This is a genomic window from bacterium (assembly GCA_028821235.1).
Classification (GTDB): Bacteria; Actinomycetota; Acidimicrobiia; order Spongiisociales; family Spongiisociaceae; genus Spongiisocius.
On record JAPPGV010000027.1, the window covers coordinates 6,383 to 32,323 of the forward strand.

Sequence of the window (25,941 nt, forward strand, 5' to 3'; positions counted from 1 at the left end):
CGCGGGGGGGGGGGGGGGGGGGGGGCGCCGGCGCCCCCCCCCCCCCCCGCCCGCCCCCCCCCCCCCCCCCGCCCCCCCCCCCCCCGCCCCCGCCCCCCGCCCCCTCCACCACCCCCCCCCCCCCCGGGGGGCCCCGTGACCGGGGGAGGGATTCCCGGTCACGCGCTTCCCGCCGCCGCATTGGCCAGAGGCGGGCGGAGGACCGTTGGGATTCACGCCAGGTAGGCTCCGTTCCTAGGCACAGTCCGTGGCATCGCCAGAGCTCGAGCCGCTGTGGTTCGCAGCACAATCGGCGGCGTGGTCGACGCCAGCCGAGTGAGCGTGATCACCTTCCGTATGGGTGTGGTCAGAAGCGTCGCCGCTGCCGTCGCCGGCACAGTCCTCCGCATCGTCGGAACCCGGGCCGCTGTGGTTCGCAGCACAGTCGGCGGCATGATTGGCACCTTGGGCGTGGGCATGATCGCCTTCTGCGTGGGCGTGGGCGTGATCGGTGCCGTCCCCGCTGCCGTCGCCGGCACAGTCCTCCACGGTCTCAGAACCCGAGGCACTGTGATTGGCAGCACAGTCGGCGGCATGATCGATGGTCGTGGGGGTAACCCCTACCTGGCTGCGGGTCGATGGCTGCGCGCCGGAGACGGCGACCACCGGAGCAGTTACCACCTTCCCACCGGCCTCGGCCGACGGGGCGGCATCCGGCACCAGCGCGACCGGAGCAGTCACCACCTGGCCGCCGGCCGGACCCAGCGGCATGAGGGCTACCGCCAGCATCGCCACAGGGACGAGCGTCAAGAACCTTTTCCGTCCCTTGCCGACCCGAGCAGCGCCGGTCCGGCCGGCGGCCCTCGATTGGTCCCAAGTCCGCATTTCTGTAGGGCTCATTCCTTCTCCTCTCAGGGGTTGTAGCCAGAAGAGCGCTACCAGTGTCCGGGATGGTTGTGAGCAGACCGTTAAGCCCGGATCAGGGTCGCGATAAGGTTTTGCGGGGCGGGGCCGCCCGTCCGGGGGACCGGCCTGGACCAACGTCGGTGCTGTGGGCGTCGCGCGGACTTGGGCGACTACAGGCCGAAGCTCAACGGGTGAAGAAGAGTTGGAACTCCATGATGCCGTGGTCTTCGACCGAGATGACGGCGACGGACATCGGAGCGGTCACTCCGAAGTCGCTGAAGATCACCGGAGCCGATCCCACGACCACGATGGTGTCCCCGGCGAGTTGAGCCTCCAGATCGATCACGCCGCGGTTGGTGACTCCGTTGATGGTGAGGTCTCCTACGGCCGCAGTCGAGAGACTCTCGCCGTCGAGTATCCGGGCGGGCAACTCCACGGGCTCTACGAGGTTGAATACGGCCAGCGGAAACTCCCCGGTGTTGAGGGCTTCCCGCGCATGGCTGTCACGGTGGCTGTCGTCGGTGCGCAGAGTGGCCATCGCGACCTCCACCGTCGCGGCCACCAGAGCGCCGCCGCTCAACTCGATGGCACCGGACACCGCGGCGGTGCGACCCACCACAGTGGACTCGTCAACACCGCCGGCCAGCACCTCCACCACCCGGTAGCCGGCAAAGCTGACCGGGGCTTCGTCGGTCGGCCCATCGGCGCCTTCGGTGGTAGCTACGGTCCATACCCCCGCCAATCCGGCCGCCTCGGTGTCCAAAGATCTCGTCTCGATGACGGCTGGCAGGGTGTGATGGCTAGCAGAGGTGGTCGATGCGGTGGCGGGAGCATCGGGTCCGGCGCTCGATGTCGTTCCGGGGCCTTCGGTGGTCGGCGCGGAGGCCAAACTACGGCCTTCGGGTTCGAACGCCGACGAGCCGCCGTTCTCGCCGGCTGCGGTCTCCAGAAGAGCCACAGCCTCCTCGAGGTTGACGGGCTCCGGTCCGTCGGCCCGCAGGCTCCACCATCCGACCGCGGCGATGGCCATACACACGATCACGACCGTTGCTCCCCTGATGAACCTGGTGCTCCTCATCGCGGAGCGGACCTACTGTTCCGTAGCGGGGAGCTGCACGGTGATTCGGGTGCCGGTGGGCCGGCGGGCGGACACGCTCACCGTGCCGCCCATGACCTCGGTCAACTCCGCCACGATGGTCAGGCCCAAACCCGAGCCGGACTCTTCGATTCGGGGCGTGTGTCGCGCCACGTAGAGGCGTTCGAACACGTGGGGCCGGTCCTCGCGGCTGATACCGGGACCGTCGTCGTCCACTGTGACAACGGCCCAGGCCTTCTGTCCCTCGTTCTCGATCCGAGACTCGACCCGTACCAGGGAATCGGCGAACTTGAGGGCATTCTGAACCAGATTGGCAACGACCTGGGCTACCCGCACCGGGTCGCACCAGGCCATGACGGGCTCCTCGCGGATCACCCGCAACTCGAGGCTCCGATCGGCCGCGCCCTGGGAGAATCCGGCGCACACCTCTTCCACCACCGTGCCCACATCCGCCAGCCGACTCTCCAGTGTGAACTCCCTGGCATCCAGCCGGGCTAGGTCCAGCAGGTCACCCACCAGCCGCTCCAAGCGGATCGCCTCGGAGACGATGACCTCGGCGGCCTGCGCCCGGTTGTCCGCCGTGCCATCAGAGATGGCCTCTCCGTAGCCCCTAATGGAGGTGAGCGGTGTGCGCAGGTCATGGGAGATGGACATCAAGAATCGCTGCTCCAGGCTCTGGGAGCGTTCCAGCGAGGCGGCCATCTCGTTGATCGAGGTCGACAACTCGCTGATCTCGTCCCTCCGATGCTCCTCCACCGGAACACGGGCGCTGAGGTCGCCGCCCGCGATCAACCGGGTGGCGTCACGGGCCTGGCCGAGCGGCCTGGCGAGCCGGCGGCCCAGCATCACGGCCACCACCACTCCCAGGGCCAGCGATATGGCCGCCGACACCCCCAACCATCGCATCACCGCTGCCAGGAACTGATCGGCGGTGTCGGTCAGAACCACGACGATCGTCACCGAGCCCGCTTGTTCCGTGGCCGCCGCCCACGCGGTGGAGCCCTGGATCCCGGTGATCGACCCGGTGGCTCCCGAGGCCAGCGGGTGGAGGCCCTCGGCCGGCACGTTCTCGGGCAGGTCGCCGATAAGCTCCCCGCCATCGAGGAGCAGGACGGCCACGTCCTTACGATCCAGATTCTCGGCGGCCCGGTTCAGGTGCGAACTCAGGTGGGAACCGAGGTGCGAGTGGTCGTCATCCTCCACGTGGACCGTCGCCATCAGGCTGGCCAGAACGTCGGCCTCCTGCTCCAGCACCTGCTGGATCGCGTGGCGATCGGTCCGGCGCACCAGGGCAAGGGTCACGATTCCGGCCAGCACCAGGGCCACAGCGACCGTTCCCACCACCGCGATCGACAGCCGCCGCTGCACGTCCGTCCCCCTCAGTCCAGCAGGTAGCCCACGCCACGCACGGTAGTGACCCGCAGAGCATTGCCGAGCTTCTTGCGGAGTTGGAACACGTGGACGTCCACGGTGCGCTCGTCACCCACCCAGTCCCATCCCCACACGCCGTCCAGCAATTGGCGACGGCTGAGGACCTGTCCCGTGTTCTCGAGCATGTACTGGAGCAGGTCGAACTCCCGCGCGGTGACCGGCACCAGGCCGCCCCTCAGGCGCACCTCGCGGCGGGCGGTGTCCACCTCGACTTCCCCGCTCTCCAGGATCGGGGACAGAACGGCCCTGGCCCCGGCGTCGACGCGCCGCAGCACGGCGCGAATCCTCGCTACCAGCTCCCCCGGTGAGAACGGCTTGGTCACGTAGTCATCGGCGCCCAGCTCCAGCCCGACGATACGGTCGACCTCGCTGTCACGGGCGGTGAGCATGATGATGGGGATATCGGAGGTGGCCCTCAGTTCCCGGCATAGCTGGATGCCGTCCATATCGCCCGGAAGCCCGATGTCGAGGATGACCAGCTTGGGCCGGTACTGCTTGATACGGTCGAGCCCCGTGGCGCCGTCCGCCGCCTTGTACACCCGGTAGCCGTCCTGGCGCAGGTACATGTCCACGAGGCGGGCGATATTCGGGTCGTCTTCCACCACCACGACGACGGTCTTACTTGCTCCGCTCACAGCCACCCATGATCCCACGGGAATATGAGCAGACTGTTAAGGAAGGTGCCTGCAAGGGAGGTTCCCCGAGCTAGCCCTCCCGGCCCTCGAGGTGGTGGGTGATGTTGTAGGTGGCGAGCGTGGGATGCCCGTCCGGGGCCACCGCCACCTGGGTGACCGAGGTGTTATCCAGGGGACCCAGCGATCCGGCCTTGCCGTAGTCGAATCCCAGGATCGCAGTGGAATAGGCCTTGATCGCCCCGCCGTGTGACGTGGCCGCCAACCGGCGCCCGGCGTAGGCATCGGTGAGGCTGCTGATGAACCCGGTTACCCGGTCCTGGACCTCACTCCATGTCTCCCCGGTACCGCCCCGCCGGATGTCCTGCCCGTCATGGGGATAACCGCCGAGCCGGCCCGACGCCTCCAGCTCCTCCCACAGCTCACCCTCCCACTCACCGAAGCTCATCTCCACGAGTTCGTCCACCAGCACCGGTGGACGCCCGAAGGCCAACTCCGCCGTGGACGCCGCCCTTCTCAGCGTGGAGGAGAAAACCTCGTCGGCTGTCCCGATCCATGACGCCAACCGCCGAGCCTGTTCCCGTCCCACGGGATGCAGATCGCTGTCGACCCGTCCCTGGGCCCGCCGTTCCAGGTTGGCCTGGGTGACACCGTGACGGATCAGATCGATCACGATGCCGCCACCGTCCCGGGTGAAGTCGGCCCAGTACGACACCGGCCCGAGATGGGCGGCGTCGTTGTAGCGCAGGATGGACGCCTCCTCGCCGTCCAACGCCAGCTCGCAGAAGGAGGTGTTGGACAGGAACCCGAGGCGGCGGCGCCCTATCGGCAGGCCGAGCAGCCGCCACAGCACCAGCTCGATCAGGCCGCCGTGGGTGAACACCAGCCCGATCTGCCCCTCCTCGAGCCGGCCCACCAGGGCTGCCAGGGCCGTCCAGCCGCGCTCGGACACCTGGCGGGGTGACTCACCGGTCTCGCCCATCCGCAGGTCGTAGTCCTCCTGAAGCCGGACCAGATCGTGGCCGTAGTGGGCTTCGACCCACTCGCCGGGCCGGCCCTCCCAGACACCGATGTCGCCTTCCCGCCACACCGTCTCCACCCGCGGCCGGAAGCCCGCTATCTCGGCGGTGTGAAGGGACCGCTCGAGATCGGAGCTCTCCACCAGATCGAACCGCCGGCCGGCCAGCCGGTCGGCGGCCAATCCGGCCTGATGGCGGCCCCGGGCGGTCAACGGCGAGGAGGTTGCACCCTGCCAGATCTCGCCGGCGTTGGCTTCGGACTCCCCGTGGCGGACCAGCAGCACCCGTTTCACGACGGAGGTGGGTGGTAACAGATCAGATGAATGCGGCGGAGAAGATCAGGGAGACGATCGTCATCACCTTGATGACGATGTTCATCGCCGGACCGGAAGTGTCCTTGAACGGATCGCCCACCGTGTCGCCGATGACGGCCGCCTTGTGCTGCTCCGAGCCCTTGCCCCCGAAGGCGCCGCTCTCGATGAGCTTCTTGGCGTTGTCCCAGGCGCCCCCTGCGTTGGCCATGAAGATGGCCAGCAGGAATCCGGTCACCAGCGCTCCCGCCAGCAGGCCCCCCAGCGCCTCCACGTCGATGAAGCCCACCACCAGCGGCAGGGCCACCGCCAGGGCGCCCGGAATCACCATCTCCCGCAGGGCCGAGCCGGTGGCGATGTCCACTGCCTTGGCGTACTCGGGTCGTGCGTTGGGATCACCCGCCAGCAATCCGGGGATGTCGCGGAACTGGCGCCGCACCTCCTCGATCATGCGGAAGGCGGCTCTCCCGACCGCCTTGATGGTGAGCGCGGCGAACAGGAACGGGAACATGCCGCCCAGGAACAGGCCGACGGTCGTACCCACGTTGGTGATGTCGATGGCGTCCAGGCCGACGGCCTGGGTGAAGGCGGCGAACAGCGCCAGCGCCGTAACCGCTGCCGACCCGATCGCGAAGCCCTTGCCCAGTGCGGCGGTGGTGTTGCCCAGCGCGTCCAGCTCGTCGGTGGCCTCCCGCACCTCGGGAGGCAGGTGGGCCATCTCGGCGATACCGCCGGCGTTGTCGGCTATCGGCCCGTAGGCGTCCACCGCCACCGTGATCCCGAGCGTGGAGAGAACACCGATGGCGGCAATGGCCACCCCGTAGATCCCGCCGCCGTCTCCGATCGCCCAGTCCCCGGCGGCGTAGGCGCCGGCGATCCCGGCTGCGACCACCACCACCGAGATGGCAGCGGACCGCATCCCCTCGGATATGCCAGCCAGTATCACAGTGGCCGGACCGGTCTCGGACTGGCGCGCGATCTCCTTGACGGTCTTGTAGTGGTCGGAGGTGAATACCTCCGAGATCTTGCCCACGCAGATCCCCACCGCCAGGCCGACCAGCACGGCCAGGGACAGGCCGAAGGGGTTCTCCACCCCGCTCGATCCGCCGAACACCACGTTGGTGAGGATCAGGACGCCGATGACGGTGAGGCCGACCGCCACGTTGTTCCCCCGGTGCAGGGCCTTGGCCAGGTTGTCCCCGGTCACCCGCACGAAGAAGGAGCCGATGATGGCGGCGAACATGCCGATGGCGGCCACGGCGAGGGGGAAGATGATCGCCTCGGTGGCGAAGGACCTGGAGGCGAACACGATGGCCGCGTAGGCGATAGGGGCCACGATCGAGCCGACGTAGGACTCGAACAGGTCGGCGCCCATGCCGGCCACGTCGCCCACGTTGTCGCCGACGTTGTCGGCGATCACCGCCGGGTTGCGGGGGTCATCCTCGGGGATGCCCGCCTCGACCTTTCCGACCAGGTCGGCGCCCACATCGGCCGCCTTGGTGTAGATGCCGCCGCCCACCCGGGCGAAGAGGGCGATGGACGACCCTCCCAGGCCGATGGCGGCGATGATGTTGTACTGGTCCGAGTCGCTGATGCTCAGCACCTCGACGAACAGGAGGTAGCCGATGGTCACTCCCAGCAGGCCCAGTCCGGCTACGCAGAACCCCATGACCGCGCCCCCGCGGAAGGCCACCGGCAGGGCGCGCTTCACCCCGCCGAGCCGGGCCGCCTCGGCCGTCCGGGAGTTGGCCACCGTCGCGATCCGCATACCAGCGAAGCCCGCGGCTGCCGACAGCACCGCTCCGAAGATGTAGGCGATCGAACCCCACGGCGCCCCCCAGGGGAGGACCACCGATATGAGGACGGCCAGCACCACCACGAAGACGGCCACCCACGTGTACTCACGCCTCATGAAGGCGTTGGCGCCTTCCCGGATGGCTGCCGAGAGCTCCCGCATGCGGTCGTTGCCCTGGTCGGCGGCCATCACCACCCGGGCGTAGTAGGCGGCCAGGGCCAGGGCCGCCAGCCCGGCCACCAGCGCGATCACCAGTACGGTATCTGAAGACATACGTCAGACCTCTTGTTCGACTCGGGATGCCGGAGTATATGGCCCTCTCGGCAAGCCGTTGGTCGTGCCGCCGCCGGGGGGCTGCCGAATGCGGAGCAGAACGGCGACACAGCGAAGACTCCTAGGGGATGAGGGCCGCCACCAGGTGACTCGCGGCGCCGGACGGCGCAACCGGTGACGGCTCACAGCGAGCCGAGATAGACAAGGTCTCCGCCCTTCTCCACGCTCCGGTGCGCTGCTACCGCGATCTTGGTGACCTCGAGACCGTCCCTCCCGGACGGGTACGCGCCCTTCAATGACTCCAGGTCGGCGATGCCGCGTTCGAGCATCGTCACGTTGGTGACGAAGCTCTCGATCGAGTCGATGGCATATCCCGAATATCGCGAGACACCGGCCTCGGTGCGCTCCTGGTAGAGACCCAGGTTGGGTGTCAGCATCGTGGCGGGCGCACCGGGAGTGCTGCTCACGAGGCCGCGAGTCCCACGATCCTGACTGTCGACCGTCATCCATCCGTCGGATCCGACCACCTTGATCCCCTGGTTGACGATCGCCTCGTTGCCGGCGGGCAGGTGCCAGGCGGAATCGACCGTAAAGCTCACGCCACCGGGAAACATGATCTTCGCCTGGATCGAGTCGTACGTGTCGATCCCGATCGACCTCAGCCGCTGAGCGACCCCGGTGGCGGAGACGGCTACGGCGTCCTGGCCGACCAGCCAGCGGACAAGGTCGAAGTAGTGAACCCCGACGAACCATGCCGGCGACGAGTTGGACGCCCACGACGGGAGCCAGTCTGTCGGAACTTCGATGCGGTCCTCCATCCAGGCATACCCGTACTGGATGTCGCCGATGCCCCCGGATTCCACGATCCGTTTGAGTTCAGCGTGATACAGGTCATGGCGTTTCATGAAGTCCACCTGCAGCAGCACGCCGGATTCATCGGCGGCGGCGACCATCTCCCTGCATCCGTCGACATTCGTGTCCATCGGCTTCTCGACCAGCACGTGAATTCCCCTCTCGACGCATGCAACGACGATGTCTCGATGGAGGTGATCGGGGGTGGCGATGGTCACTGCGTCCGGCGAGGTCACGTCGAGCAACTCGTTGAAGTCGGCGAAGACGTCGATGTTGTATTCATCCGCTCGAGCACGGCGTAAATCGGTGTTGATATCCGCGAGGCCCACATACTCGATGTCGCCGAGCCTGGCCCGTTGGGTCAGCGCCCGAATATGCATCTCGCCGAAGATTCCCCCACCGATCGTGCCGACTCGGTGTGCCATCCGGACCCCTCTCTATCGGTGTCGCAACTGCTGCGGCTTCATGGATTTCGCGCCCAAATCTGTCTGTTATTGTCGCCCGGGCGCCTGATGGCGGACCGGTTCCGCCGGCAGATGCTCAAAGACCGCAAGACTACCGACGAAAGGCAGGCATGACCAGAATCAGACTCCTGGTGCTCGCTCTCGCCATGGCGCTGGTCGCCGCTGCATGCGGCGATGGCGACAGCGAAGCGACGACCGCGACGACTGCAGCGCCGGCAACCACGACGACGGTTGCAGCGACCACCACAACGGCGGCGCAGACCACGACGACGGCGGCGCAGGCCACGACCACCACCGAGGCCATGGAGGAACCTGTGGCCGGCCTTGCTCCGGGGAACTACCAGTTCGGTTTCACGGCTGTTGTCTCAGGCGCGGTCGCCTTCGCGGGTGTTCCCCATCTCCAGGGACTCCAACTGGCCGAGCGAGAGATCAACGAGACCGGATACCTCGGCGAGGGCGTGACCATCGAGTTCCTGGTTGAGGACGCAGGGGGAGATCAGGCGGCCGCCATCGCAATCAACGACGCGTACATCGCCAACGACGACGTACTCGCATTGGTCTGCTGTGCCCTGTCGAGTGTCGCCGGCGCCATCCAGCCCAACATCGTGGAGGCCGGCCTCGCCTGGGTGGATCACGCTGCGATTGCCCCGACGATCACGGATCCGGACAATGCCTTCAGGTCATTCCCGCTGTCGCAGCCGAGCACGGCTGCGATCGCAGAGGCCGCTGTGGCCGCTTTCGCTCCTAGCAACGCAGTAGTGGTCGTGACTGCGGACAATGACGGACTCGTGAGCGACCGGGACGCCACGCTTTCTGTTCTCAACAGCTCCGGAGTCGAGGTCCTGGGCGTGATCGACACCTTCGCTGACGACACGGACATGAGCGGCGCCGCGACCGAGACGATCTCATTGGGCGCCGACGTCATCTTCCTGGCTCAGTTGGGCAATACCGAGGTGCTCATGGTGCAGGAACTCCGTGATCGCGGTTACGCGGGTCCGATCATCGGGAACCTCGCGATAGCGACGGCGGAGACGTGGGAGCAGGCCGGGGACACCCTGCTGGGTACCGTGCTGCCAATCGCATTCTTCGCCGGCAAGGACGATCCGATGGTGCAGGACTTCGCAGCCAAGTACCAAGCCGAGTACGACACCACGCCTGACATCTTTGCCGCGCAGGGTTGGCAGGTCGCGTGGTTCATGGCGCATGCGCTCAAGAACGGGGGCGAAGGCACTCGCGACGCCGTGTTGGAAGGTGTCCGCCAGATCCAATCCATGGAGACCGTCTTCGGCACCCTCACATGGGATGCCCGCGGCGAGGCCACCATTGACGCATGGACGTTCGTGCAATGGAGTCCTGATGGCGAGCTCGTCATCTGGGACGGCTCAGCGGACGGGGTGCTCCCGAACATCAACCAGTAGGAGCAAAGCGGGCCATTAGGAGTACGTTCCTAGACCCGGTGATCCGGCGCCGCCACACGCTCGGGCGGCGCCGGATCCGGCTTGGGTCAGTAGTGTTTTCCACGAGATGACACTGTTCCTGCAACAAACGATCAACGGTCTCGCCGTGGGTTCCTCCTATGCCATCTTCGCCATGGGCTTCGGCTTGGTCTTTGCCACCATGGGAATACTCAATGTCGCTCACGGGACCTACGCGACATGGGGGGCGATCCTCGCGCTCGCCGCATTCGACAACCTGGGGATACCGCTCGTGCCGGCGCTCGCAATCGGGATGGCCGGCGGTGGCCTGATCGGCGTCCTCGTGGATCAACTGGGATTCGAGCCGATCCGACGGCGTGGAGGTGGTCTGCTCGGCCCAATCATCACCAGCATCGGCTTCTGGATCATCCTCGGTCAGCTCGCGATCATCGCGACCGGCGCCCGGATCAAGACCTTTCCCCGGGAGGCGCTTCCCCGCGGCTTCGTGCGGGTCATTGACCTGGTGATCCCGTATCATCAGATAATTACCTTCGTCGTCGCCTTGCTACTACTGCTGATCCTCTACTTGTTCATGATGAGGACGAACCTGGGGGCGCAGATGCGGGCGGTCGGCTGGGATCCCGACTCGGCCAAGATCTCCGGTGTGAATCCGCGACGTGTGGTGATCGTCATATCCTTCATCGCCGCCGCGACTGCCTCGATTGCCGGGATCCTGAGTTCGATCTCTACGAACAACGTGAGCTTTACGGTAGGAGAAGGGCTTCTTCTCAAAGGATTCGCGGCCGTGATCATCGGAGGGTTCGGGGATCTGAGAGGCGCATACGCCGGCGGAATCCTCATCGGGTTGGCCGAGGTTCTCGGAGCCCAGTACATCAGCAACTCGTTTCGTGACTTCATTACGTTCGGGCTACTCGTCGTCGTCCTCCTGGCTCGACCCAAGGGCCTGATGGGCGACCGCATCGTAGGCCTCCGGGCCTGATGGCGTTCCTGGGCCATTACGCGTCCACGGTCGAATTCTCCATCGCGTTCGCGCTCTTCGCGATCGCCACCTACGCAGCGCTTCGAGGCGGCATCCTGAGTCTCGCCGGCACACCGATGGCGGCGGTCACGGGATTTGTAAGCCTCGCCCTCGTGGAGGACCACAACGTCCCCATCGAACTCGTACTCGTTGCGGGAGTTGTGGTCGGGCTTCTGTCGGGCCTCCTGGTCAGCATCCCCTTGGCGAGGCTCGATAGCCATTGGGTGGCGCTGGCAACGATCGCTCTCGTGTTGATGGCGCGGGTGGTCGTGCTGAATCTCGACTCCGTCACGGGCGGTGTGGACGGCGCGCCCATTACCCGGCTGATCGAGCCGTGGCATCTCTTCGCCGCCCTCGGCGCGGTGATGTGGGTCATGTCTCGCCACAGTAGGTCGCGGCTCGGCCTTGCCGCCGAAGCCGTCCGCAGCCACCCTGAAGTCGCCGCATCCCTCGCAATCGATGTGTACGCCACGCGTCGGTCCTTGTGGATGTTGAGTGGCGCGATCGCAGGATTGGCAGGGGTCGTCTACGCGAGCCTCGTGCAATTCCTGTCGCCCGACACGTTCTACGTGAACATTGCCTTCGTGATGCTCGCCGCGGTGGTCCTGGGAGGGAACCGCCACTGGTTCGGGGGGATTGTCGGAGCGTTCGTCTTCACGATCCTTCCTGAGATACTCCGCCGTTTCCTCACCCAGGGCGAGACCATCGTGAACGGCGTGCTCCTGATCCTGATCATGATCTACCTCCCGCGCGGCCTGGTCGATCCCACCCGCAAGGTACGGAGGGAACTCAAGAAACAGTCGACCAACATCCACTCCGGCCGTGGTGAGCCGCCAGCCGACGGAGGGCAAGAGGGAGAGGACGAACTGTGGAGTCTCAACCTGACGGGCCGGACAGCGTCGGAGGTCGACCCGGCGCAGGATCGGCCGACTGCCCTGAGCGTCGAGGGCCTCCGCAAGACATACGGCGGCCTGGTGGCGATCAGCGATCTCACCTTCACCGTTCCCGAAGGGTCCGTTTTCGGGATCGTGGGACCGAACGGGGCCGGGAAGTCGACCCTGCTCTCGGTAATGAGCGGGGGAGACGAGTCGGATCGCGGCACGATCCGGATTCTCGGCCAGGACATGACGGGATGGAAACAGACCGACATCGCCCGCGAGGGAGTGGCCCGTACCTACCAGACCGTGCAGCTGTTCGAGGACCTGACGGTCGTGGAGAACATAATGGTCGGCTTCGATCGCGAGCGCCGGACCAATTTCTGGGATCCCGTGTTCATGACACCTCGCGACCGGCGCGAGCGGGCGGACCTGGCCGAGCGGGCGAGAGCGCTGATGGACCTGGTTGGCGTGATCGGCCAACCCGATCAGTATGCCGCCACCCTGTCCTACGCCAACCAGCGCCGGGTCGAGATCGCTCGGGCCCTGGCGATGGAGCCGTCGGTCCTGCTGCTGGACGAGCCGACGGCGGGCATGCACAAGCTCGGCTCGCAGGCGATCGGTGAGCTGATGCTCAGCCTGACGGACCGGGGCCTCACGGTGGTCGTCATCGAGCACAACCTCGAGCTCGTGCTCAACTACTGCGAACTGGCGATCGTGATGGACTTCGGCAGGCTGCTGGCAGAAGGCGCGCCGGCCGACTGCCTGTCCGACCCCACGGTGATCGAGGCTTACTTCGGAAGGAAAGCTGATGCTGCGCGTATCGAATCTCTCGTCAAGCTACGGCAACATACGGGCAGTCAACAACGTTGACCTGCAAGTCGACCGGGGGGCGATGGTGTCGCTCATCGGTTCGAACGGGTCGGGCAAGTCCACGATCCTCAAGACGATCGCGGGCATGCATAGTCCCGACAGCGGGACCGTGAGGTTCGGTGAACGCGACATCACCGGATGGCCGACTCACCAGCTCGTCCACCACGGCCTCGCGTTCCTGATGGAGCGACCGACCTCCGTAGTTGCCCCGCTCACCGTGGAGGAGAACCTGGCACTGGGAGCCGCCGCGAGGCGTTCCAACATCCGTGACATGCTCGCCCGCATCTTCGAACTGTTCCCCCTCCTCAAGGAGCGGCGCACGCAATACGCGGGGACTCTCAGCGGCGGCGAGCAGCAGATGGTCGCTATCGGTCGGGTCTTGATAACCGACCCGGAGCTGCTGCTCATAGACAGTCCGGCGATCGGGCTCGCTCCGGCCATCGTGGACGAGGTCTATGCCTCGATAACCCGGCTGCACGCCGAAGGACTGTCGATCCTCGTCATCGAGCAGAACGCCGAACTCGCCCTGGCCATCTCCGACCACACGTACCTGCTCCACAGAGGCTCGATCGCAATCGAGGGTCCGTCGGCGACCCTACGGAACTCGCAGGAGACAATCGACGCATACCTGGCGTGACCGCAAAGCGGCCGGCTCGAGCATGGAGCCGGATCCTCTGAGGTCTCCCGCGTGGCCGTCCACGCCGGGCCTCGCGATCACTGTCCTCGCGGTCGGTGCTCTCCGGTTCGGAATGAGTCGAAGATCTCCGCGGCGGCACTCCACGGATCGGTGGCGCCCGCCACCACAGCCTCCGAATACCGGGCCACCTCCGGCTCCGTCGCCTGTGCCGCCAGCCTCTCGATCATCCGCGATATCTCCGCCTCGGCCCGTGCCCGACGCCTGGATCGCAGCGCGCCCGACTCAGCCATGCTCTCGTGGTGCGACCGGATGGCGTCGACCACCTCATCCACCCCCTCACCGGTCTTGGCCACGGTGAGCAGCACCGGTGGTCGCCAGCCGTGGCCAGGGGACATCGACACCATGTTCTCCAGCGTTCTCGCCGCTCTGGTCGCTCCGGGGTTGTCGGCCTTGTTCACTACGAAGACATCACCGACTTCCATGAGGCCTGCCTTCTCCGCCTGGATGTCGTCGCCGAAGCCCGGGGCCACGACCACGACCACGGTGTCGGTACGGTCGATCACCTCTACCTCGGACTGGCCGACGCCGACCGTCTCGAAGATGATCGGTCCGTAGCCCTCCGCGTCGAGAAGGACAGCCACCATCTCGGCCGACGCGTTCAACCCGCCGAGCCGGCCACGGGTGGACATCGAACGGATGAACACGCCCAGGTCGCCCGCGTGAGATCCCATCCGGACGCGATCCCCCAGGAGAGAGCCACCGGAGTAGGGGCTGGACGGGTCTGTGGCGACGACGGCCACCTTGCGTCCGTCCCGCCGGTAGGCGCTGAGCAGCCTGTCGGTGAGCGTGCTCTTGCCTGATCCTGGCGGGCCGGTGATCCCGATTCGGAGCGCGCCGGTGGCGTGGGCGTGGGCGCGCTCGAGCAACTGACCCACTGAATCAGGCTCACGCTCGCAGCGGCTGATCGCCCGTGCGAGCGCTCGTCGATCCCCTCCGAAAAGGGTTGCGCCTGCTGCCGTTCCGGGGTCCGAGTCCGGCTGAGAGGCTTCCATGCCCGCGGATTATGCTTCCAAGAAGTGAGGAACGAAAGCCCAGAGGACAAGTCTCCCCACCCACCGCCAGGATTCCCGACCGTAACCCAGTCCGGGATACCACTCGAGTCATGGTACGGACCAGAGGCGCTCGAGGAGATGGAGCCGGCGGCCGACATCGGTGCGCCCGGCCAGTTCCCGTTCACGAGAGGGATTCGCGAGGGGATGTACCGCGAAGGGCTCTGGGTCATGGGACAGTACTCCGGGTACGCGACCCCTCGGGAGACGAACGCTCGGATCAAGTCGCTCCTGGCCCAAGGTCAGAAGGGCTTCTCCATCGCTCTCGACCTGCCGACGCAGAACGGCCTCGACTCCGACGACCCGCTGGCCAAGGGCGAGGTCGGCAAGGTCGGGGTACCGATCGACTCCCTGGCCGACATGGAAGAGTTGCTCGATGGGATACCACTCCATCAACTCCACCAGATACGGACGACCGCGAACTCTATAGGCCCGATCGCCGCCTCACTCATCATCGCCGCGTCGGAGAGGATGGGGGGCACGCCCGACAGCTTCCGAGTGATGTTCCAGAACGACGTGTTGAAGGAGTACGTGGCGCGTGGCACGCAGATCTTCCCACCCCGACGCGGCCTGGAATTCTCGATCGATCTCGTCGAGTACTGCGCGAGACATCTCCCCCACTGGGAGCCGATCGAATTCTGCGGGTATCACATTCGAGACTCGGGCGCCAATGCCATCCAAGAGGTGGCCATCGCCGCTGCGAACGGCATCGAGTACATCGAAGCTGCCCTCAGGAGAGGGCTCTCGGTGGACGACTTCGCCCCCAATCTCTTTATGTTCCTCTCCGCCGATCTCGACATCTTCGAGGAGGTGGCGAAGTATCGAGCGACCCGCCGGATGTGGGCCCATCTCATGCGCGATCGCTACCGGGCTGCAGACCCGGAGAGCCAGGCCCTCAACATCTTCGTGTACACGCTCGGCGGATCTCTGACGGCGCAGGAGCATATGAACAACCTCTCGAGGGTCGCGTTCGAGGCGCTCGCTGCGGTACTGGGAGGTGTTCAGACCCTGGCCACGTCGTCGTACGACGAGGCAATCGGCCTTCCCTCGGCGGAAGCCGCCAACCTGTCTCTCCGCGCCCAGCAGATCATCGCACTGGAGACCGGCGTCCCCCGTACAGCCGATCCCCTAGGCGGGTCCTATTTCGTGGAGTGGCTGACCGACCAACTCCACCGCAAGATCCTCGAGTACATGAACCAGATCGCGGATCAGGGCGGAGCGCTCGCGGCTCTGGAAAGCGGCTGGATCGGAGCGGAGATCGAGCGAGAGGCCTATGCGCTCCAGCGCAGCATCGACGACGGCACGCGGCCCCGTATCGGTGTGAACCGATTCGCCGGCGGTGCTCCCACACCCACCGCCGCCTTTGCGATCGCGAACGAAGGAGAGGCGATGCAGGTCGAGAAACTGCGGAGACTGCGCGCCGATCGCAACAGAGCGGATGTGGACGCCGCGCTCGCGGAGGTGAGGGACGCGGCCGCCACGGGCCGTAACACGATGCAGTCGATTCTCCAAGCAGTCAAGTCCTACGCCACCGTCGGCGAGATCACCTCCGTGCTGCGGGACGAGTGGGGAACCTACAGGTGAGGTCTACGACGGCTGACCTCGGTGCCCTGCTGGACCGGTCATTCCGACGGCACGCGTCACGAGTCGCCGTGGAAGACGGAGAGCGAACCGAGACGTTCTCTCAACTCTCCGACCGGTCAGACCGCCTCGCATCGGCTCTCTTGGAACTGAATCCCGCGGGTAGACCGGTCGCCATTCTCGCCTCCAATCGCATGGAGTACATAGAAGCCGACATTGCCCTGGTGAAGGCGGGCCACCCCAAAGTCCCGATCAACATGCGCCTGAGTCAGCCCGAACGCCTTCATCTGGTGAGCGACTCCGGGGCCGCCGTCCTGATCACCGAAGCTACATCGGCCGAATCTGCCCTGACCCTGGTAGACGAGGCTGAAGCACTCGATACCGTCGTGTCGGTGGGCGGCGGGGGAACCCATGACTACGAAGATGTACTCGCAGCTGCGAACCGCCCCCCGGGGCGCACATGGCGACCGGACGACCCGAGCGTGATCCTCTACACCTCCGGTACCACCGGCCGCCCAAAGGGCGCAACGTCCACCTTTCGAAGTCGGATGGCTGCAACCTGGAACATGCTGCTCGATGAGTTGATCGACGTCAGGCCCGGGGACGGCATGCTGCACGCGGGGTCGCTGTCACACGGCAGCGGCTCGAAGGTGATCGCGTATGCCCTCAGCGGAGCGCGCAATATCGTGGTTTCCTCCTTTGATCCGGGCCGCTTCCTGGATGAAGCGCTGCATCGGCGGGCGACCGCCTCGTTCGTCGTGCCCACGATGATCACGGTGCTCACCGAGGAGGCCGAGTCACGGAAAAGACCGGCGCTCAACCTGCGACACGTCTCGTACGGAGGCTCCCCCATCGATCCGAACACGATCAGACGAGCCGTCGATGTCTTCGGCCCGGTATTCGTGCAGGTGTACGGGGCGGCGGAGGCGCCACACCCGCTCACCGTGCTCTCGCGCTCCGATCATGTAGATGCATCCGATCAGCGTCTCGCGTCAGCAGGCAAGGCGACGCGATCGGTCGAGCTCCGCCTCGTCCCGACAGGCGCTTCCGGCTCACCGGAGGGTGAGATACAGGCTCGAGCAGAGAGCGTGATGATCGGATACTGGAAGAACGAGGAGTCGACTCGAGAGGCATTCGTCGACGGGTTCTACCGAACCGGGGACATCGGATACTTTGACGATGAGGGTTACCTGACAATCATCGACCGGCAGAAGGACATGGTCATCAGCGGCGGGTTGAACGTATACCCTGCGGAAGTCGAGGCGGCGATCGCCAACCACACCGGCGTTCTAGAGTCAGCCGTGATCGGAGTGCCCGACGAGCGATGGGGAGAACGCGTCGTGGCGTACGTGGTCGCACGGCCCGGGCACACCGTCAGCCCCGGGGAGGTCACTGCAGAGGTGGCCCGCAGGCTGGCCGGCTACAAGAAGCCGCGAGAGGTGTGGGTTGTGGAGGAGCTGGCGAAGGGCTCGACCGGGAAGATCCTCAAGTCGGTACTCAGGAGTCGGCACTGGGATCGACAGTCGCGCCAGGTGAACTGAGGTGCCCGTGACAATCCAGGAAGAGGACTGAATGGCTGGACTGGCCGATGCGAGCGGAGACCGGATCACTATCCATGGACGCGACCTGGCCGAGGAGTTGATCGGCGGTACCAGCTTCGCTTCGATGCTCTACCTTCTCACGATCGGAGAAATGCCCGAGCGATCCGTGGAATCGATGATCGACGCCATGCTGGTGACGGTCGCTGAGCACGGCCTCACTCCATCCGCTATCACGGCGCGTCTCACCTATCGCGGTGCGCCGGACAGCCTCCAGGGTGCGGTTGCCGCCGGCCTGCTCGGGGCCGGTCCTGCGCTGCTCGGCACGGCGGAGCAGGCTGCCGGGATGCTGGTGCGGTTGGTGAGCGACTCCACAGCCGAGACGCGCGAGCAAGTCGTCTCTCAGAGCGTGGCTGCCTGGTTGAAGGAGGGGGCGGTGATCCCCGGCTTCGGCCACCCGATTCACCGAGACGGCGATGCTCGGGTTGCGGCGCTCAGACGTGTCCAGACCGATCAGGGGCTCCCGGAGGAGCACTTCCTCACCGCGGTCCTGGTGGAGAGTGCCCTGAGCGAGGCCAAGGGCAGGGCCGTACCGATGAACGCCGCCGGAGCGATCGGCGCCATAGTGTCCGACATGGGGCTGCCGCCGCGGTTCGCCAGGGGCCTTTCGATCGTCGCTCGCTCGGCGGGCCTCCTCGCACACGTCATGGAGGAGGCGTCCCACCCCATCGCCGACCGGATCTGGAAGGACACCCGTTCAGGGTCGTCCCACGCCGGTCGACCTTGATCCCGCCGTTGCCGCCGGCCGGGCGATCTGGACATTCTTCAGCACCCTCCTAGCATCCGAAGGCTCCCGACCTGACGAACACAGTGCCCGCAAAGGTCCATCAGACGTTATGACGACAATCGACTTGAGGATCGCATGACCTCGGCCACGACACGTAGAGAGTGGAGCGTACCCGTAGGACGCCGGATCGACGGCGCACCATGGCAGGTCCGATTCGTCGAACTCCGCGGCGCCACGCCGGGACCGGCGACGGCCATAGTCTCAGGGCTGTACGGTGACAAGCCCCTCGGGTCGATCGCGGTGCATGATCTGGAGAGACACCTGATGCGGGAGCAACTGAAGGGCACGGTTCTCCTGGCGGCAGCCGTGAACCTCCCCGCCCTCCAGGTGGGCACCCGAGTCTCACCCGACCATCTGTACCTGAACCGGCGCTTTCCGGGGACGCCGACCGGCTTTCTCACCGACCAGGTCGCCCACGCCGTCGCGACCGTCGTCTACGAGCACGCGGAGTGCGTCATCGACCTGCACTCGGGGACGCCCGACATGGCATTGTGGTATTCCTACGATGCCGGAGATCTCGAACTCACATCCTCCTTCGGCTACCTGCCGGTCGTAGTGGACTTCCGGCCGGGAGGCCAGGTCAGCGCGACAGCCGTAGAGCGCGGCCTCTCAGGCTTCCTTCCCGAGTTCGGAGGGGCGAGCCTGCCCTCCCCGGCCGCCGGCGTCGAAGGCAGCCTGAACACGCTGCGTTACCGGGGCCACCTAGGCGGTACTCCCACCGGCCCGCCGCGACTGCCCGTCATCCGCGAACGGCCGCTGTTCCTCGCTTCCACGAGCGGCATACTCCAGAGCGGCGTGTCCACCGACTCGGTCGGCAGTGAGATCCCGGCGGGTCGCCTCGGATGGATCACCAGCCCCGCCACGGGGGAGGTCTGGGAGGAGTTCGAGATCGACCGTCCCGGCATCCTCCTGATGGCGGTGACCACGCCGACGATCGTCAACCCCGGCGACTTCGCCTTCATGGTCGGGTTCCCCCATGACGAGGTCGAAGTCCCCGGAGCGCCATGACGCCGAGGTGGAATGACCGGATCAGAGCCGGCCGGATGCCTGGCCCCGAGGCGCGGCGCCGCAACCCGCACGACCAGGGAGCGGGGTCATAGCCGAGAGATACGACGTGATCATCGTCGGTGCCGGTGTAGCTGGACTCTCCGCGTCGCTCGCGTCGATCGAGCGCATCGTGGAGCGGGGCACCCACGACGCGCGGATTGCGGTGCTCGAGCGCGCTTCCCGCGCCGATCGCGGCGGCAACACCCGGTACAGCACTGCCACCTTCCGCATGCGGGACGTCCGAACGATCAACGACGACTTCATCGACAGGCTCCGCGCCAAGACGGACGCCTCGGAGGACTACATCCAGGTGCTCGCGCGGCAAGCGCCGGAAGCAGTCCTGTGGGCCGAGGGCCACGGACTCGAGTTCGCGCCGGGGCCGCGGGTCTTCCTCACGTCGAACGACGCCCGGATCCAACCCGAAGGCGCCGGAGCGGCCATTGTCCGGCACTTCTTCTCGCGGGTCGAGGACGCCTCCCAGGGCCGGTTCTACGGACCGGACAATGACCGGGCACTCGCCGTCGAAGTCCTCTACGAGACGACCGCGGTCCGCCTCCTGGCTGACGGGGAAGGCGCCGTAGCCGGCGTCGGGGCACGCGATCGGGCAGGGAAGCTCTCGCACTTCCGTGCGCCGGCCGTGATACTCGCCAGTGGAGGCTTCGAGGGGAGCGCCGAGATGATGACCCGTTACGTCGGATTCGACCTCCCTACCGTGTCGCGGGGAGGCGCCCACAACCGCGGAGAGGGAATCCAGATGGCGCTTGACGCCGGAGCGAGACCCACCGGGCAGTGGAGTCAGTTCCACCCACTTCCCGCCGACCCGCGGACGGCAGGGGCAAGGTCCGGGCTGATGACGTTTGCGGCGGTCATGGAAACCGTGCCCTACGGCCTCATGGTCAACGATTCAGGGGACCGCTTCATGGACGAGGGCGCCACGTCCATGGATTACCTCTACGACCTGGTCGGACGCGCCGTCCAGCAACAGGCGGGCCAGATCGGGTACGCCGTGTTCGACTCGAAGACCATGGATCTGCCGCACTACCGCAAGGCGGTGCTGAGAGACAAGGTACATGAGCCTCATCAGGCGGATACGGTCGAGGGGTTGGCGACGCTCATCGGAGTCGACGGCGAGGCGTTGGCTGCGACAGTCGCCTCCTACAACGCCGCCGTCCCTCAGGACGACTCGCCGTTCGACGCGATGAGGCTCGACGGACTCTCGACGGATGGCCTGACTCCGCCGAAGTCGAATTGGGCGCGCTCGCTCGACACCCCACCGTTCTACTGCTACCCGGTGACCTGCTCGAACGTGTTCACCATGGGAGGCATAGGCACCGATCACACGGCCAGAGTCATCGACGCGGAAGGAAACCCGATCCCCGGCCTCTACGCTGCCGGTGAGATGACGGGCATCTACCGTGACAAGTACGTGGGCGCGACCTCGGTGCTCCGCGGACTCGTCTTCGGTCGTCTGGCCGGCTACAACGCCGTGGACCACTCCTTCGGTCAGGCCGGACCGTGACGGCGACCTCCCACGACTCCGGCGGCGTCCCGAGCGAGGGAGAACTCGGTGCCCTGTTCGAGGAGGTGAAGAACTGGGGGCGCTGGGGCTGGGATGACGAGAAAGGGACGCTGAACCATGTGACGCCGGCCCACACGCTCAGAGCCATTAGCCTCGTTCGCACCGGACGGGTCGTCTCCACCGCCTTCGACCTGGACACCGAACGCTCCGCCAAGAACTACTTCCCCACGGTCCACAGGATGTTGTTCAAGGGCTTCGATCGACCTGCCACGGCAGTGGACCAGGTGACCATCGTGCCGCACTCGTTCACCGTCACGCACATCGACGCGGTGTCGCACTCCAACTACGGAGGCGTCCTCTACAACGGCCGCGCCGCTGAAGCCGTCGTGCAGCGGACCGGCCTGCAGTCCGGCTCCGTCCTGGCCGCCAAGGATGGCATCGTGACTCGAGGCGTGCTGCTCGACGTCCCCGCGTCTCTCGGACGAGACTGGTTGGAGCCCGACGAGTACATAACCGAGGCCGACCTGGACGCGGCCGCCGAGTGGGCGGGCCTCGACGTCGGCGCGGGCGATGTCGTGCTTGTCCGGTCAGGCCTGGGAGCGCGCGAGGCGGCATCCGGCGTGGAGGACATAAATCGACGGGCCGGACTTTCCCCCGCCTGCGTCCGCTGGCTCCGCAGGCGGGACGTGGCGGTCTACGGAGGAGACTGCTTCGAGCGCCTACCCCTCCCGTACACCGAGCATCCCTGGGCGTTCCATCAGATCGCCCAGGCGTCCGTGGGTTTGATCTTGCTGGACAACGTCGATCTAGAGGCTCTTGCGGCTGTGTGTGCCGAGGAATCCAGATGGGAGTTCCTCTACATCATCTCTCCTCTCCGACTCCCGGGAGGAACGGGGTCGGCGGTCAACCCGCTGGCCGTGTTCTGAGCGTTTTGGCGGACGATGCAGGCACACCCGAGGCGATGATCCCACCGGCGTCCACCCCGCAGCGGTGCTCTGTCGAGCGTTTGTCCAGACGCATTCCCATCAGTGAGATCGGCTACCGTGCGTCACGCCTCACACCGGAAGTTCCCTCATGAAATTCTCGATCTCCACGACCGTCGTCAGCGTCCGGGATGGAGAGCGCCGGTGGGACCTCGACGGCTACCTGGCGGAGTGCGAATCGGCCGACGCGCTCGGTTTCGAGTTTGCGTACAAGGGCGAGCGGCGTGGGCACGGCCCTCACTCCGGGACGCACGGGGTCGTGAACAACGCGCAACTCATCGCCCAGTTCGGACTGGCGGAAACGGAGCGGCTCAAGTTCGCAAGCGGTGTGGTGCTCCTCCCCCTCTATCACCCGGTGACCGTGATCCAGGATGCGGCGATGATCAACGCCATGTATCCGGGCCGGTACCGGCTCACGGTCGGCGCCGGTTACCTGCAGGACGACTTCGACGTCTATGGATTGGACCTGTCGGAGCGACCCCTGAGGATGCGCAGAGGCCTGGAGGCTATCAACGCATTCCGCTCCGGCAAGCCCTTCCGTTTCGCCGAAGACGACCCGTGGCGGGGTTCGGTTCCTCCTCGCGATCCGGCGATGGGTGATCTCGTTCCGGAGGTCTGGGTCGGGGCCTGGAGCGATGTCGGTGTCAAGATCGCTGCGCTTGGCGATGGCTGGGAGACCGGTCCGATCAGCTCCACCGCGCACCTCTCACACCTCGCCGGGCTGTACAGGGAGGAGTGCGCGAAGCTGGGAAAGACCCCCCGGATCGCCATCCTCCGTGAAGCGGCGATCGCCCCCACCGACGAGGCTGCGCGAGGGCTCCTAGGCAAGTACATCCTGGACTACCACCGGATCTACTACCGGCGCGGCAACGCTTACTACAAGCCGAAATGGGAGCCCTGGATCGAGGAAGTCGGCTCGGCAGACGACATCACCCTCGACCATGTCCTCCGCAACAGGGCCCTGGTCGGCTCACCGGCCACGTGGATAGAGATGCTGGAGGAGTGGAGGGAGATACTCGATCCGGAAGAGATCATCCTCCGCCTCCGTTACTTCCACGGTCCAGGACTCGACACCGCACTCGAGGGTCAGCGGATGGTCGCTTCCGAGGTCATGCCCCACTTCGAGGACGGCCGGACCTGATCCGTCCACATAGCGTCAGTCAACGGCGCCCGATGATCTCTTGGTTGGGGGCTCTCCTCCACCGGTGGTTACGGACAGGACCCGGACTGCCAGGTGGAAGGCGGCCTCGGTGACGCCCAGGCCGGTTCCGGCGAGTCGCTCCAGCGTGTCCACCTCGTCCCCGGCGGCTTCCGCCGCCACCTGATCCTCCCATTCGATCAGCGTCGCCCACGACGACAGCCACGGGTTGGCGTGGTGCTGGCGTCCGGTACGGTTCAGGAGTCGGGCAGCCAGGAACCCGGACCGACTCGCAGCCCGGGGAAACTCGACATGGCGAACCCAGTCCACCAAGGCATCCCGGTTCGAGCCCTGTTCCAGGTCGAAGCGGACCGAAGTCACAACCGGGGCATCCACCGCGCCGGACCGGCTACCTTCCGACCACGACCGGTCAGGTACCTCGACACCGAGCGTGTGGATCTGCCGGTAGACGGTATTCGATCGGTTCGTGACGCCGGCGAGGATCGCCGGGCGTTCCGGGTCCGAGGCCGGCGTTCGCTTCGTGTTGTAGGGCTCCGAGTAGAAGATCTCCGAGCTGTCGATCTCGTAGACATTGAGGATGAACGGCGAACCGGCCCGGCAATGGTATCCGTGGGCGCTGTGGAACCCGACCGAGATCAGGTCGGGTGCGTGCTTGTGTTCGTACCAGTCCATGAATGCCGGCAACCCCTCCGGTGCGACATCCATCCGTGCCATGTATATGTTCGGAAGCGTGTCGATGATCCCTCCCTCGATGTGCCGCGGACCGGTCAATCCGACTCGTCCGAACCGGAGAGACGCCGCCGCCGTTCCGCGAGCGCGGCCCGTGCGCCCGACGTGTGATGGCTCAGCGAGTGCGAGAGGAAGTGGAAGCCACTGACCGCCTGGTAGCCGGCCTGATCGTCCATCTGCCTGAGCGAGAGTTTCGACAGCATGAGCGTTTCGGCCGGAATGGCTGCCAGGGATTGGACGACCGACTCGATCCGTTCCTCGATCTCATCGGCTGCCACGACCTCGGAGACCAGGCCCGCCTCCAGGGCGGTCTGCGCGTCCATTCGCTGGTCGAGCCAGAGGGTTTGCTTGGCCCGCCGCGAACCCACGGCCCAGGCGAATGCCGGAACCTCGGCGTCGTTGATGCTCATGGCCGGGATGATGGGCGAACCGAAGACGGCGTCCGGCGTCGCGTATACGAAATCCGCGACCGAGATGAACATCAGGCCGGCCGCGAGGCAGTGGCCATGGGCGAGCACCACCGTAGGCACGGGGAGCTCGCGAAAGCGGTTCACCGGGTCCACGAACAGCCGCTGCTCCCATTGCATCCTGCCCTCCACCGACTCGACCGCTCGGGCGTAGTCGGCATGCCTCACGATCTCGTTGAGATCATGCCCTGAGCAGAACGACCTTCCCTTGCCTGCGAGCACGACGACGCGTACACCGGTGTCCTGGCCGACCAGCTTGAGCGCTTCGTCCAGGGCCTGGAGCATTTCGGTGTTCTGGGCGTTGTGCACTCGGGGTCGGTTGAACCAGATCCATCTCGCCGGTCCACGGTCTTCCACCAGCAACGGTGTGTTGTCGTTCATTGGGTCTTCCTCCGTGCGATGATCGACCGGCCGACGAAACGGCGAAGGCTCTCCGTGCCCCCAAGTTGTTGCTGCAGCGCCAGGCATCGCCGGTAGTACAGGTGGATTCCATACTCCCATGCAAAGCCCATACCGCCGTGAACCTGGATGGCGTCCTCCGCCACCTGCCGAGCCACGGATACAGCCGCCGCGCCGAGGCTCGCAGTGAGCTCAGGGCGCGGTTCCTCAAGCCATGCCAGCCGGCTGACCGCGGAGCGAATGAGTTCGCATCCCGCCCGCATGTCGGCGAGCTTGTGCTGGATCGCCTGGAATGCGGTCAGCGGCCGCCCGAACTGGGACCGTTGGCGGGCATAGTCCACCGACACTTCCGTGACTCGGTCCGCCACCCCGGAAAGCTCGGCGAGGACGAGGACCCGGGAGCGATCCACTGTGCGCGCATGATCGGCGCCGGTCAGGACAGTCGAGGCGTAGGGGTCGAAACTGAGCCGGCTGCGGCCCTGCCCGGGGTCCACTCCGGGCTCCGGTTCGACCACACTGTCCGGATGGCCGAGGTCGACGACTCGTGACGATCTCTCTCCCACCACCAGCGCAGCGCTCGCTTTCTCCTCGATCCAGACCTCCGCTTGCTCCCCATCCGCGGGAGCGGAGCCGATTGCAGGGAATCCGCATCCCCAGGGAGCACCGGCCGGCGGTTGGCCGGATAGTCCGTCCATCACCAGTGGGCCCACGAGGGTCATCTTGAGGCGCGACAGTGTCGGCATCAAACGGCGGCCTCCCACCCAGCCCACCAGGCAGAGTTGGTCGAGGCCGAGTCCCAGGCCTCCCATCTCTTCGGGAACGGCCAGCTCGGTGAGGCCGACCTCGTCCAGCGTCGTGAGCAGGGTCGAGTCCGGAGTCTCTGAAGCAGCCGCGTCGAGCAGTCGATCGGTCGAAGCATGATCTGCGAGTAGATGATCCAGCGTGGACGCTACTTCCAGACCCATG

At 66.2% G+C, this 25,941-nt stretch carries 22 protein-coding genes; 11 read left to right on the forward strand and 11 right to left on the reverse strand.

Features of this window, described 5'->3' with window-relative positions; genetic code table 11:
* Positions 1-234: 234 nt before the first annotated feature.
* From OXK16_02940 to OXK16_02970, 7 genes are all read right to left on the reverse strand, one after another.
* Positions 235-789 (reverse strand): hypothetical protein, encoded by a 555-nt coding sequence (locus tag OXK16_02940; GenBank protein MDE0374903.1) that lies wholly within the window; start codon positions 787-789, stop codon positions 235-237.
* 280 nt (positions 790-1,069) lie between these two features.
* Complete coding sequence (locus tag OXK16_02945; GenBank protein ID MDE0374904.1) at positions 1,070-1,963, reverse strand: YceI family protein; 894 nt, start codon at positions 1,961-1,963, stop codon at positions 1,070-1,072.
* Between the two features lie 12 nt (positions 1,964-1,975).
* The gene (locus tag OXK16_02950) at positions 1,976-3,349 is read right to left on the reverse strand and encodes a HAMP domain-containing sensor histidine kinase (protein MDE0374905.1); all 1,374 of its coding nucleotides are present in this window, start codon (positions 3,347-3,349) and stop codon (positions 1,976-1,978) included.
* A gap of 11 nt (positions 3,350-3,360) precedes the next feature.
* Positions 3,361-4,053 carry a response regulator transcription factor gene (locus tag OXK16_02955; GenBank protein MDE0374906.1) on the reverse strand — a complete coding sequence of 231 codons (693 nt, stop codon included), beginning with the start codon at positions 4,051-4,053 and terminating at the stop codon, positions 3,361-3,363.
* 64 nt (positions 4,054-4,117) lie between these two features.
* Entirely contained in the window at positions 4,118-5,356 is a 1,239-nt protein-coding gene (locus tag OXK16_02960; GenBank protein ID MDE0374907.1) for a histidine phosphatase family protein, read from the reverse strand.
* A gap of 22 nt (positions 5,357-5,378) precedes the next feature.
* Entirely contained in the window at positions 5,379-7,442 is a 2,064-nt protein-coding gene (locus tag OXK16_02965; GenBank protein MDE0374908.1) for a sodium-translocating pyrophosphatase, read from the reverse strand.
* Between the two features lie 182 nt (positions 7,443-7,624).
* Positions 7,625-8,719, reverse strand: coding sequence for a Gfo/Idh/MocA family oxidoreductase (locus tag OXK16_02970; GenBank protein ID MDE0374909.1), 1,095 nt, complete (start codon positions 8,717-8,719; stop codon positions 7,625-7,627).
* Between the two features lie 149 nt (positions 8,720-8,868).
* On the opposite strand from OXK16_02970, the gene OXK16_02975 reads away from it, so the two are divergent.
* The 4 genes from OXK16_02975 (at position 8,869) to OXK16_02990 (ending at position 13,597) form a co-directional block, all read left to right on the forward strand.
* Entirely contained in the window at positions 8,869-10,176 is a 1,308-nt protein-coding gene (locus OXK16_02975; GenBank protein MDE0374910.1) for an ABC transporter substrate-binding protein, read from the forward strand.
* Positions 10,177-10,282: 106 nt separating this feature from the next.
* Complete coding sequence (locus OXK16_02980) at positions 10,283-11,173, forward strand: branched-chain amino acid ABC transporter permease (GenBank protein ID MDE0374911.1); 891 nt, start codon at positions 10,283-10,285, stop codon at positions 11,171-11,173.
* Complete coding sequence (locus tag OXK16_02985) at positions 11,173-12,960, forward strand: branched-chain amino acid ABC transporter ATP-binding protein/permease (protein MDE0374912.1); 1,788 nt, start codon at positions 11,173-11,175, stop codon at positions 12,958-12,960. The genes OXK16_02980 and OXK16_02985 overlap by 1 nt, the downstream gene beginning before the upstream one ends.
* Complete coding sequence (locus tag OXK16_02990) at positions 12,899-13,597, forward strand: ABC transporter ATP-binding protein (protein ID MDE0374913.1); 699 nt, start codon at positions 12,899-12,901, stop codon at positions 13,595-13,597. Before OXK16_02985 ends, OXK16_02990 begins: the two co-directional genes overlap by 62 nt.
* A 77-nt stretch (positions 13,598-13,674) precedes the next feature.
* Here OXK16_02990 and meaB read toward each other — a convergent pair whose 3' ends face one another.
* Positions 13,675-14,649 (reverse strand): methylmalonyl Co-A mutase-associated GTPase MeaB, encoded by a 975-nt coding sequence (gene meaB, locus OXK16_02995; protein ID MDE0374914.1) that lies wholly within the window; start codon positions 14,647-14,649, stop codon positions 13,675-13,677.
* A gap of 24 nt (positions 14,650-14,673) precedes the next feature.
* Here meaB and OXK16_03000 point away from each other — a divergent pair, with 24 nt between their 5' ends.
* From OXK16_03000 to OXK16_03030, 7 genes are all read left to right on the forward strand, one after another.
* Entirely contained in the window at positions 14,674-16,290 is a 1,617-nt protein-coding gene (locus tag OXK16_03000; GenBank protein MDE0374915.1) for a methylmalonyl-CoA mutase family protein, read from the forward strand.
* Positions 16,287-17,828: an AMP-binding protein gene (locus tag OXK16_03005; GenBank protein MDE0374916.1), complete on the forward strand. Its 1,542-nt coding sequence runs from the start codon at positions 16,287-16,289 to the stop codon at positions 17,826-17,828. Before OXK16_03000 ends, OXK16_03005 begins: the two co-directional genes overlap by 4 nt.
* A 31-nt stretch (positions 17,829-17,859) precedes the next feature.
* Complete coding sequence (locus OXK16_03010) at positions 17,860-18,612, forward strand: citryl-CoA lyase (protein ID MDE0374917.1); 753 nt, start codon at positions 17,860-17,862, stop codon at positions 18,610-18,612.
* 135 nt (positions 18,613-18,747) lie between these two features.
* Positions 18,748-19,680, forward strand: coding sequence for a succinylglutamate desuccinylase/aspartoacylase family protein (locus tag OXK16_03015; GenBank protein MDE0374918.1), 933 nt, complete (start codon positions 18,748-18,750; stop codon positions 19,678-19,680).
* A 106-nt stretch (positions 19,681-19,786) separates the two neighbouring features.
* The gene (locus OXK16_03020) at positions 19,787-21,238 is read left to right on the forward strand and encodes an FAD-binding protein (protein ID MDE0374919.1); all 1,452 of its coding nucleotides are present in this window, start codon (positions 19,787-19,789) and stop codon (positions 21,236-21,238) included.
* A complete protein-coding gene (locus tag OXK16_03025) occupies positions 21,235-22,164 on the forward strand; it encodes a cyclase family protein (GenBank protein ID MDE0374920.1) in 930 nt (309 codons plus the stop codon). The genes OXK16_03020 and OXK16_03025 overlap by 4 nt, the downstream gene beginning before the upstream one ends.
* A gap of 148 nt (positions 22,165-22,312) precedes the next feature.
* Positions 22,313-23,362 carry an LLM class flavin-dependent oxidoreductase gene (locus tag OXK16_03030; GenBank protein MDE0374921.1) on the forward strand — a complete coding sequence of 350 codons (1,050 nt, stop codon included), beginning with the start codon at positions 22,313-22,315 and terminating at the stop codon, positions 23,360-23,362.
* A gap of 15 nt (positions 23,363-23,377) precedes the next feature.
* Here the strand turns inward: OXK16_03030 and OXK16_03035 are convergent, their stop codons facing one another.
* Genes OXK16_03035 through OXK16_03045 form a run of 3 tightly spaced genes read right to left on the reverse strand, consistent with a single transcriptional unit; the run spans position 23,378 to position 25,940 of the window.
* Complete coding sequence (locus tag OXK16_03035; GenBank protein MDE0374922.1) at positions 23,378-24,151, reverse strand: hypothetical protein; 774 nt, start codon at positions 24,149-24,151, stop codon at positions 23,378-23,380.
* Positions 24,148-24,957, reverse strand: coding sequence for an enoyl-CoA hydratase-related protein (locus OXK16_03040; GenBank protein MDE0374923.1), 810 nt, complete (start codon positions 24,955-24,957; stop codon positions 24,148-24,150). Before OXK16_03040 ends, OXK16_03035 begins: the two co-directional genes overlap by 4 nt.
* Complete coding sequence (locus OXK16_03045; GenBank protein MDE0374924.1) at positions 24,954-25,940, reverse strand: acyl-CoA dehydrogenase family protein; 987 nt, start codon at positions 25,938-25,940, stop codon at positions 24,954-24,956. Before OXK16_03045 ends, OXK16_03040 begins: the two co-directional genes overlap by 4 nt.
* Position 25,941: the final 1 nt, after the last annotated feature.

Bases quoted from the DNA above. Each gene is read 5' to 3' on its own strand.
- OXK16_03045 (MDE0374924.1), bottom strand. From the start codon at position 25,940: ATGGGTCTGGAAGTAGCGTCCACGCTGGATCATCTACTCGCAGATCAT.
- OXK16_02980 (MDE0374911.1), top strand. From the start codon at position 10,283: ATGACACTGTTCCTGCAACAAACGATCAACGGTCTCGCCGTGGGTTCC.
- OXK16_02945 (MDE0374904.1), bottom strand. From the start codon at position 1,963: ATGAGGAGCACCAGGTTCATCAGGGGAGCAACGGTCGTGATCGTGTGT.
- OXK16_03015 (MDE0374918.1), top strand. From the start codon at position 18,748: ATGACCTCGGCCACGACACGTAGAGAGTGGAGCGTACCCGTAGGACGC.
- OXK16_02965 (MDE0374908.1), bottom strand. From the start codon at position 7,442: ATGTCTTCAGATACCGTACTGGTGATCGCGCTGGTGGCCGGGCTGGCG.
- OXK16_02975 (MDE0374910.1), top strand. From the start codon at position 8,869: ATGACCAGAATCAGACTCCTGGTGCTCGCTCTCGCCATGGCGCTGGTC.
- OXK16_02990 (MDE0374913.1), top strand. From the start codon at position 12,899: ATGCTGCGCGTATCGAATCTCTCGTCAAGCTACGGCAACATACGGGCA.
- meaB (MDE0374914.1), bottom strand. From the start codon at position 14,649: ATGGAAGCCTCTCAGCCGGACTCGGACCCCGGAACGGCAGCAGGCGCA.
- OXK16_03010 (MDE0374917.1), top strand. From the start codon at position 17,860: ATGGCTGGACTGGCCGATGCGAGCGGAGACCGGATCACTATCCATGGA.
- OXK16_02970 (MDE0374909.1), bottom strand. From the start codon at position 8,719: ATGGCACACCGAGTCGGCACGATCGGTGGGGGAATCTTCGGCGAGATG.
- OXK16_03040 (MDE0374923.1), bottom strand. From the start codon at position 24,957: ATGAACGACAACACACCGTTGCTGGTGGAAGACCGTGGACCGGCGAGA.
- OXK16_03030 (MDE0374921.1), top strand. From the start codon at position 22,313: ATGAAATTCTCGATCTCCACGACCGTCGTCAGCGTCCGGGATGGAGAG.
- OXK16_02985 (MDE0374912.1), top strand. From the start codon at position 11,173: ATGGCGTTCCTGGGCCATTACGCGTCCACGGTCGAATTCTCCATCGCG.